The sequence below is a fragment of the Wandonia sp. genome (assembly GCF_984588085.1).
The window spans coordinates 131,084-140,803 of record NZ_CFIGVI010000003.1 but is presented as its reverse complement, the minus strand read 5'-3'; the positions used below and the strand labels follow the sequence as shown (position 1 = coordinate 140,803).

Genomic DNA, 9,720 nt, shown 5'->3' with positions numbered 1-9,720 from the left:
ACGATAATTTTCTTTTGAAGTAAACTTCCTTCAACGGAAACAGATAAAATATAAATTCCATTGTTCAGGTTTTGTACATCCAATTCAATTGATGAAGACTGGACACTTACGGAGTGAACAATTCTTCCATTCAGATCAAGAATCTGAATCTCCTGCATAATGAGATTACCCAAATCTACTTTTAAGCTACCATTGGTTGGGTTCGGATATATAGTAAGCAATTCACTGGATAATTCTTCAATACTCAGGAAAGCATCAGAGCCGTCACAATCCTGATCAATACCGTCTTCTGGTATTTCTACTGCTCCCGGATAGATAGTAGGATCAGAATCATCACAATCCAGACTGTTATTTACAAAACCTGTTGGAGGTGTGCAGGCTTGAATGGTAGAATTAATATCTCCATATCCGTCATTATCCGCATCCTGGTAAAAAGTAGTTCCTGCGTTATAAACATTTACGGTTACAATCATGCTGTCAGCAGCCGGAGCAATAGCGGCTCCTTCTTGTTTGGAAACGACATATTTAATTTCATGTGTTCCGGGGCCTGCAGTAGAAGGATTGAAAGTTGTTCCTGTTATTCCAGGACCTGAAAGTGTTCCTCCTGTTGTACCTGTAATACTCAGGTTTACAGGTCCGTCTGTAACACAATATTCCTGGCTTAACCCGCTAAAAGTAGCAACAGGCTTAACGGTCATCCATAATACATAGCTCGCCTCATTATCATTGATGGGAGCAGGTATCGCTCCGCATAATTGCACATCAGCCAAAAATGTCATGGTAAGATTAAAAACACCTATTTCTGTTGGTGTTCCACTGACTGCAAGACAGCCAAGCGTATTTGAACTCCCTGACTGGTAGGATGACTGATTGGTCTGACCCGATACACCATTGGGAAAACCGGAGTATGAAAAATTATCAATATTGGTAATTTTTATTTCCACACCAGTCTGACCGGGATCAATCATTCCGGCATCAAAACAATTAGGAGTAAGGACAAAAGATTCAAAATCAGAGTAGGATTGGTTGACAGTTCCATCCAGCATCATGGTATCACAAACACCACCATATGCCTCTAGCGTAGCAGAGCAATCAACAGGCGTACATTGAGCAAATGTTTGGTTTATACCGAAAAAAGCAATCGATACAGGCAGTAATAGTTTCTTCATAATTTCTAATCATTAATTCATTCAAATATATTCTTTTTTTAATTCTGTGAGAAAAAATAGTTTTCTTTTCAACCTGATCCTCTTCACAGGATATGCAAAGAATTATTTAGTTACGTCAACAGGAATAGCGTTGTTTTTTAGAAATAATATGTATTTTGGTGACGACTTATTATGAAAGAATCGGATTAAACTATTGTTAATTGAGCTGTTGTATGATAGGGCACAATTAATGCTATACTATGAAACTTTATGAAAAAAACTTTACTGGCTTGTGTAATGGGTATGTCTTCTTTTTGTTTTCACGCCCAAAATATTACGGGGAAAGTTATTGATGCGAAAAACAATGAACCGGTCGTTGGAGCTCGTATGGAAATTACTAATGGAGCGAAAGCTATTACTGATTTTGACGGCAATTTTAAATTGAATAGTTCTACTTTTCCTGTTCAACTAATTACAACCTATATAGGTTATGAAACTGATACAACTCTTGTGGAGAAACCGTCAGCAATCACTATTCGTCTGAAATCATCAGATCGCATATTATCTACGGTGGTAGTGTCTGCCGGAAGAAGAGAGCAGGAGTTGGAAGAAGTTCCCATATCTATGGAGATTATTAAATCCGATCTGATTGAAAGTAAGGGGTTTGTGGACTTGGAAGGAGCTGTTGATCAAAGCCCCGGAGTATATGCTATGGATGGACAAATCAGTATAAGGGGAGGTAGTGGATTTGCTTATGGTGTTGGGTCGCGTGTGATGTTGTTGTGGGAAGGAATGCCGTTACTAACAGGTGATGTTGGAGATGTGAAATTTAATGCCATTCCGATTGAAAATGTCTCTCAGATTGAAGTGATAAAAGGAGCTTCTTCTGTCTTGTATGGAAGTGGAGCTTTAAATGGAGTTATTTCTTTATCGGAACGTGAGCCTTCGGTAGATGGCGAATTACGTGTAAAGTTACAGGGGGGGATATATGATAATCCAAAGCGAAGTAGTTTGAAATGGTGGTCGAAGAACCCAATGCTTGGGTTTGCTGATGTTTATTATGGGAAAATGTACAAACGATTCGGATTTACAGTTGCCGGGCATGGATTTTCGGATCAGGGATACCGGGAGGGAGAAACACAGGCCCGCGGAAGAATCAGCGGGACTTTCTTTTACAGACCTCAGAAGGTAAAAGGACTAAAAGCAGGAGTAGGGTATAATTTTCAATGGGTGAAATCAGGTTTGTATATCATTTGGGAAAATGATTCTCTGGCTTATACACCGAGTGGAGGAGGGGACTATACGGACTCTAATTCAACAGTTATCTTAAACAGAGGATATCGATTGAATGTAGACCCTTATGTTAAGTACATTGATAAAAAAGGAAATACGCATAACCTTCGTACCCGGGTGTATTACATCGATAATCAGACGGTGAATAATCCGGATCAGGATAACGGATCTGTTACCTATTTTGCCGATTATCAGTTTCAAAATAAAAACAAATGGGGAGGAGTGTTAACGACGGGAATTTCGAATACGTATGTTACGGTAAAAGCGAATCTGTTTGGAACAAATACATCTATTAATCCGGCTGTTTACTTGCAGTATGAACAAAGATTATGGAAAAAACTTATACTTACCGGTGGAATAAGGGGTGAGTTTTTTGAACAAAATAAACGACAGGGAGACTCGTATTACTATTTTGGGAAAAATGATAAATACAAATCTCCCATCTATCCGATTGTACGGGCAGCGGCCAATTATCAACTGTTTAAAGGTACTTTTTTGCGAGCTTCCTTTGGTCAGGGAGTGCGTTATCCTTCTGTTGCCGAAAGATATACGTTTACTAATGTAGGAGCATTAAATATTTTTCCAAATCCAAATCTGAATCGTGAAACAGGGTGGGCTGCAGAGATTGGTGCAAGACAGGTATTTCGTATTGGTAAATGGAAAGGAATGCTCGATGTGGCAGGTTTCATCAATCAATACGATGATATGATTGAATTTGCGTTCGGGTTGTTCAATCCAAAGACCTACCAGCCGATTGATATAAATAATCCGGATGATTTGAATGAGTACTTTGACTTATTAAATGAAGGGTATTCGGTTGCCCAGTTATTAGGGTTTCAGGCACAGAATGCAGAAAAGGCAAAAATAACCGGGTTTGAGGTTTCCTTTAACAGTGAAGGAAAAATTGGTGATGTGGATCTTATTGCTCTGGTGGGATATACGTATATGAATCCAATCAGTCTCAATGATAATGCAGAGTACAGATCGACATTTTCGGATACAACTACAAATATTCTCAAATACCGATTCAAGCATCTAATAAAAGGAGATGTTGAAGGTCGCTATAAGGGGTTCAAATTAGGTGTATCATGTCGTTATAACAGTCACGTCCGAAATATTGACAGGGTGTTTGAAGAAAATATTGCGGGAACGGAAATTCTTCCCGGATTAAAAGGATATCGCGAGCGTAATCAAAAGGGAGGTCTGGCATTTGATATGCGTGTGGGATATTCTTATAAAGAGCGCTATCACTTCAATTTCATGGTAAACAATGTGTTTAATGAGGAAATAATGACACGTCCGGGGGATATTCAGGCTCCACGTCACTTTATGGTACAGCTGATGTATACGCTAAAGTGATAGAACTAATCAGGTAAGAAAAACGGGGTATGGAATTTTCCATACCCCGTTTTTATATACCAGAAATTCGTGACTATTCAACAATTAGCTTTCGAATTTCTTCACTACCGTCTTCATAGATAATGATTACATTATAAATACCTTCCGCATTTTTAGCTAGTTCAGCTTTAAAGGAAGTATCTGTTTTCTGCATAATCTGAACAGGTATTTTACGACCTGAAATATCTGAAATCAAGACCTCTTTTATTGTTTTACCGGAACTGGCTATAGTAAATCCACCGTGTGAAGGAACAGGATAAAGATCCGTACTGTTATTTTCTTTTGATCGGTTTATTGACCGAATCGGAGAAAACTGGAATGCACCGTCAAAATCGACTTGTTTAAATCGGTAATAACAAATACCCCTTTCGATTATTCGGTCTTCGAAGTAGTAAATGTGTTCAACATTTGAAGTACCATTACCATCAACAAAACCAATAGTTTCCCATAATTCACCATCCAAAGAGCGTTGAACAATAAAATAGTCATTATTCAACTCTGTCTTGGTTCGCCAGGACAACAAGTTGTGGTTTTCGAGTTTTGAAACTTCAAAATTAACCAGTTCAACAGGCAGTGGTACAATTGAGCAGTCCGTTGCTGCGGAGTTCGATGCGGCTTCACTAACGAAAATAGTTTGAACGACATCAGCGTAGTTGGTTACCAATAGTACATATACTTCTCCTACAGAAACTCCACTGACAAATGCCTGTTCTGTTTCAGAGGACGAAAAGCTACAATCTACGGGAGAAGAATAGGAGCCACAATTCGCTTGTGCGTTAGCCAGGTCGGTGAATGGCCCCCAAATTGCATAGTCCACATCATCAGGTGCAGTAATGTCAATCACAAGATCTCCTGCCTGCGATATTTCCAGATAATACCAACTGGGGTTGGGTTGAGAATCCAGACAATCGTAATTATTTCCTAACTCAGCTTCGCTTCCGTCAGCAGCAGCTGTAAATGCAATAGGAGACCCTGAACAAATCGGGTTCATGGCTCCGCATGTTACATTCGTAGGAACAACAGGACATGTGATGGTGCTTATTGTAATATCAAATGGGGTACATTGCGGGGAAGGCCATGTGGATACTGTGAGGTAGTATGTTTGTCCGGCTGTGATACTGAGACCTGCCAGAGTAGGATTTCCGTTACTATTCGTCACAGAACTTAAACAGGTTGCTGTAGGACTTGACGGACATTCATCCGTAACAAATATACCTGTATAAATATCCGTATTTGTCAAACTGATGGATACACACTCCGTTGTTGTCGGTGTATATTCAATTACAAAATCATCTCCGTTCATATAACTGTCTTCACAAACATCCGAAGAAGTGAAATCATTCCCGGCACCACAAGTTGTAAGACCTGTTTGTGAGAAATTTGTTGTGGAAACTGTCAGGTTATTACAAATACTCACAGGAGCAGAATTATACACACAGATTGTACCATTCATAGTTTGATTACTACTATTTCTCTGAACACGAACCATGTATACCTGTCCCGGAGTCGTTGCGTAAGTAATTGTTTCGCTGGCTCCGTCCCCTCCGGAGTTTGAACAGGTTAACGCGCTCATTCCGGTAGAACATGATCCTGTGAAAAGGTGTAGAATTGCATCGTGTCCCGTGTTACTTGGTGTGAAAGTGATGGTTGTTGAACTGGAAGTTGCTGTAAACCATCCCCAGGCATCATCATTATTAGATCCACTACATCCAGAAGCCGAATTCCAGTATTTTGTGTTGTTAGAGGAATTGAATGTTACCGGAGAGCAGGAAGTTCCTACCGTTAATTCTCCTGCTCCTGAAGTGACACAGTCATTACTTTGTGAATAGATGGATGAAATAGAAAATAATATCGCATAAGCGATAAGCGTTGCTTTTTTCATTTTAGGTTAAAATTTTAAAGTCCAAATCTGTTAATATCATCTAAGGAGATCTCGTCACCGGAAAGGATCAGGCATTGAGAGCATTCCCGATAAAATTCAATCTTTTCGGAAGACATTTTACGTAACTCCGAGTTGCGAATGATTTTAACGTCAGGATGATTCTTTACCCAATCTTTGATAACTGCATCGGTAACATTGCTTTTTTCAGTGGTAATTCCGGAAATTCCTTTTTTTGCAGCGTACGTATTAATATCTGCAATAGTAATTTCATTCTGGAATATGATCAGAGGTCTGGTCTTGAAGAAAGCTGTTTGTTGATCATTAAATGAATCCCATCTTTCCTGAGAAATGGCTTCAACTTCGGGGTGAAGGTTTAACCAATTGGCAATTTCAGGCGATTGCGCGCTTGAAGGAAGTGATTTCAGCCAAATAAAGGCTAAAACCACCATGATTTTTGTTTTCATAATTAATTTACTACTACTGGTTTGGGGAGCAATTTACACTAATTAATAATATAGCAAAAATTTTTTAACAGGAAAATGGTTTTTTAGTGATAAAAAAGTGTATACAAAATAAGTACGATCAGAAAGGACTTTTAATTAATTCTGATTTTGGGTTTAAACTAAAGATGATTGAATCAATTTGTAATTCAAAGACACGATCCTCATGAGATGGTGTTTTCTGACTATCTTTGGTGCAAAATTATTTTAGAATAGCATGTCGACGTTTCAGGAACTTGGTGTATCAGATAGAGTCTGTAGAGGTTTATCAGAGTTGGGAATTCATACACCCACAGAGATTCAGGAAAAGTCTCTTCCTGTTTTGATTCATCAAAAAACTGATTTTGTGGGGCAGGCACAAACCGGAACAGGTAAAACGGTAGCTTTTGTTGTCCCGGTTCTGGAAAGAGTCGATCCGGCCAATAGACGTATTCAGGCGGTTATTTTATGCCCTACACGAGAGTTATGTAGACAAAATGCTAAGGCGGTCTTTAAATATTCGAAGTATTGTTCGAAAGTTTTTGTTGAATCGGTTTATGGAGGGGAAGATATTCAGGTACAGATACAGCGTCTGTCACGTCCTACACAAGTATTAGTCGCCACACCCGGAAGATTGGTAGAGTTGATGAATAAAGGTGTAGTAGATCTTTCCGGAATTCATCAGTTTATTTTGGATGAAGCAGATGAAATTTTGGCAATGGGATTTAAAAAGGAAATTGATAGAATCCTTACAAAAACAAATGATTTTCGTAAAATATGGCTTTTTTCTGCAACTATTCCACATGGTTTACAGGAAGTTATTTCTACGTATATGGAGAAAGGAACTCCTTCTGTGCGTGTAGGAAACAAAGCCGAAGTCATAAACCCGTTGATAGAGCATCAATATGTTCTTTGTGAAAAACACGAAAAACCCTATATGTTAACCACTTTTCTCAAGGCAATGGGGAATGCACGGGGTATTATTTTTGTCCGGACAAAGGGAGATGCGAAAACTGTCAACGAAATGTTATTGGCCAAGGGCTTCGAAGCGGATCAATTGCATGGTGATCTTACACAAAAGGAACGGGACAAAGTGATGAGAGGTTTTGTGGCGAAGAAATTCCGGCTACTTGTAGCAACAGATATGGCTGCCCGGGGACTTGATATTGATAATCTGGCTTTTGTTGCTCATTATAATTTGCCGGATCAGGCAGAATTTTATACCCATAGAAGTGGAAGGACAGCGCGCGCCGGAAAGCGGGGCATTTCAATTGCTTTTGTGACTCCTCAGGATATGAGAAAATTTAAGTTTTTACAAGAGAAACTGGTAATTGATTTTATTCAGGTTACCTGAGTTGATGATTTCCTGTTTTCTAATTTGCTAACAGAAAAATCAGTGCGTAAGCAAATAGACCAGTTCTTTCAGCAGTTCTCCCTGAGAGGTGTTTCCCGCACCCAAACCTTTGGATTTAAGATCATACTCCCGTAAGAAGCTAATGTTTTGCGCAATTTTTTTTGGGGGAAATAATTTCGAATAACGAATTTGCTCTTTAGCAACAAAGTTCGGCACCTTTAAATTCATGGCTACGTTATCGGGAGATTTATTAGCCAGGAAATGAATCATCATAAGACGCTGGAAAAAAGTAAAAAGGTTCGGAATAATCACTACAATATTAGCCGCTTTTGGGTTCTGTTCGAAATACTGAATGATTTTATTTGCCTTAAGAATGTTTAATTCTCCAATGGCATTAACCAGTTCGAATACATTATAGTCTTTACTGATTCCGATATTTTCCTCAATATGTACATCGTTTATCTTTGTTCCCTTTTCAAGTAGAATTGAGAGTTTATCGAGTTCGTTGATTATTTTACCGAGATTATTCCCCAGAAATTCAGCTAACAAACTGGCTGCTTTATCTGTTATTCCGTATCCTATTTCCTGCACATATTTGCTAATCCAGGAAGTGAGCTGATAATCCCGTACTTTTTCACTTAAAAATGTGACATTATCTTTCCCTAAAGCTTTGAACACCTTTTTGCGGGAATCAAACTTCTTATATTTATGACAGATAACCAGAAGAGTAGAGGGTTGTGGAGAAGTAAAATAGGACTCAAAAGCATCCCAATTTCTGATATCCTGTGCTTCACGAATAATAATAACCTGTCTGTCGGACATCATCGGGAATTGTTTGGCAAGACTCACAATCTGATACGGATCACAGTCTTTACCGTAAACAACTGACTGATTGAAATCACGTTCGCTTTCATCCAGTACTTCTTCCGCAATAACTTTACTGATAGCATCTATAAAATAAGGCTCCTCCCCATGCAGAAAATACACCGGTCGATACTTCTTATCTCTTATTTCTTTGATGACAGCTTTATAGTCCATAGAACCAAAATTCGTGTTACAAATATAACCAAAGAATGGAGGAATCGAGAGAGAGTAGTGGTGAAAAAGAAAAAGGTTGTGAATCGTTCACAACCTTTTCTATTATCTTCTAATGGTTATCATTATTTGGTTTCCTGATGAAGGTGAACGTCCATTTGAGGAAAAGGGATACTGAGTCCTTTTTCAGGGAATTCATTGTATACACGTTCGTTCATATCGAAGAATACATCCCAGTATTCTTCTGTTTTAGCCCAAACTCGTACTGTAATATTTACCGAACTGTCTCCTAATGATCCTAACCCTATGAAAGGTTCCGGATCTTTTAATATTCTTTTATCTTCATTTATATATTGTAACAACGTATCGCGGGCAATTTTAAAATTGTCTCCATACGCAATACCGAAGCTGAAATCAACACGTCGTATATTTTCCATCGTGAAGTTGGTAATATTTCCATTGGCGATAGGTCCGTTGGGTAGAATAATACGTTTGTTATCCGTTGTATTCATTATCGTATGGAAAATCTGGATTTCTTTGACAGTTCCTGTTTCTCCCTGCATTTGAACAAAATCACCTACTCGATAAGGTTTGAAAAGTAGTATGATGACTCCTCCGGCAAAATTTGAAAGAGTTCCCGAAAATGCCATACCAATAGCAAGTCCCGCTGCTCCTAAAAGAGCAACAAAGGAAGTCATTTCAATTCCTAACTGGTATAATGCAGTAATAATCACTAACACTTTTAATGCACCAGTAATAAGACTTTTTAAGAAAGAGCGCAGGGACGGCTCAAGATTTCTGCGTTCGAACACACGGGAAATCCCTTTTTTAACCTGATTAGCGATCCAGAAACCGATAACAAAAATCAGAATCGCTGTTCCCAAACGAATTCCGAAATCGATGATATAGTCTTTTGCTTCTAACCAGAATCCCGGTGACATAAGTTCTACCGGATTTTCGAGAGCTTTAAGGACTTTCGGAATACTATCGGCAGGAACAGCTTTTTCAGCCGTATCATTCATGGCCTGAACAGTATCAGCTACCTGACTGATAGAATTATGAATTGTGTCTTGTGTATTTGGCATAATCGTTATTTTTACGCAAAAATAGTTGCTTAAAGCTGCAATTCAA

General features: G+C 38.7%; 7 protein-coding genes. 2 read left to right on the top strand and 5 right to left on the bottom strand.

The features are described from left to right. On the bottom strand, positions 1–1,169 hold a 1,169-nt coding region (locus AC4PL9_RS02570), incomplete at its 3' end, for a T9SS type A sorting domain-containing protein (protein ID WP_491603224.1). Between the two features lie 249 nt (positions 1,170–1,418). Here AC4PL9_RS02570 and AC4PL9_RS02565 point away from each other — a divergent pair. Next, positions 1,419–3,800 carry a TonB-dependent receptor gene (locus AC4PL9_RS02565; protein WP_491603223.1) on the top strand — a complete coding sequence of 794 codons (2,382 nt, stop codon included), beginning with the start codon at positions 1,419–1,421 and terminating at the stop codon, positions 3,798–3,800. A gap of 73 nt (positions 3,801–3,873) precedes the next feature. On the opposite strand, the gene AC4PL9_RS02560 is transcribed toward AC4PL9_RS02565, so the two are convergent. Then, a complete protein-coding gene (locus AC4PL9_RS02560; protein WP_491603222.1) occupies positions 3,874–5,721 on the bottom strand; it encodes a T9SS type A sorting domain-containing protein in 1,848 nt (615 codons plus the stop codon). Between the two features lie 14 nt (positions 5,722–5,735). Continuing rightward, a complete protein-coding gene (locus tag AC4PL9_RS02555) occupies positions 5,736–6,185 on the bottom strand; it encodes a hypothetical protein (protein WP_491603221.1) in 450 nt (149 codons plus the stop codon). A gap of 253 nt (positions 6,186–6,438) precedes the next feature. Between AC4PL9_RS02555 and AC4PL9_RS02550 the strand changes: the two genes are divergently transcribed. Next, positions 6,439–7,554 (top strand): DEAD/DEAH box helicase, encoded by a 1,116-nt coding sequence (locus AC4PL9_RS02550; protein ID WP_491603220.1) that lies wholly within the window; start codon positions 6,439–6,441, stop codon positions 7,552–7,554. Positions 7,555–7,593: 39 nt separating this feature from the next. Here the strand turns inward: AC4PL9_RS02550 and holA are convergent, their stop codons facing one another. Continuing rightward, the gene (gene holA / locus AC4PL9_RS02545; RefSeq protein WP_491603219.1) at positions 7,594–8,592 is read right to left on the bottom strand and encodes a DNA polymerase III subunit delta; all 999 of its coding nucleotides are present in this window, start codon (positions 8,590–8,592) and stop codon (positions 7,594–7,596) included. Between the two features lie 122 nt (positions 8,593–8,714). Then, positions 8,715–9,674, bottom strand: a complete 960-nt coding sequence (locus tag AC4PL9_RS02540; protein ID WP_491603218.1) for a mechanosensitive ion channel family protein — start codon at positions 9,672–9,674, stop codon at positions 8,715–8,717. Positions 9,675–9,720 lie beyond the last annotated feature (46 nt).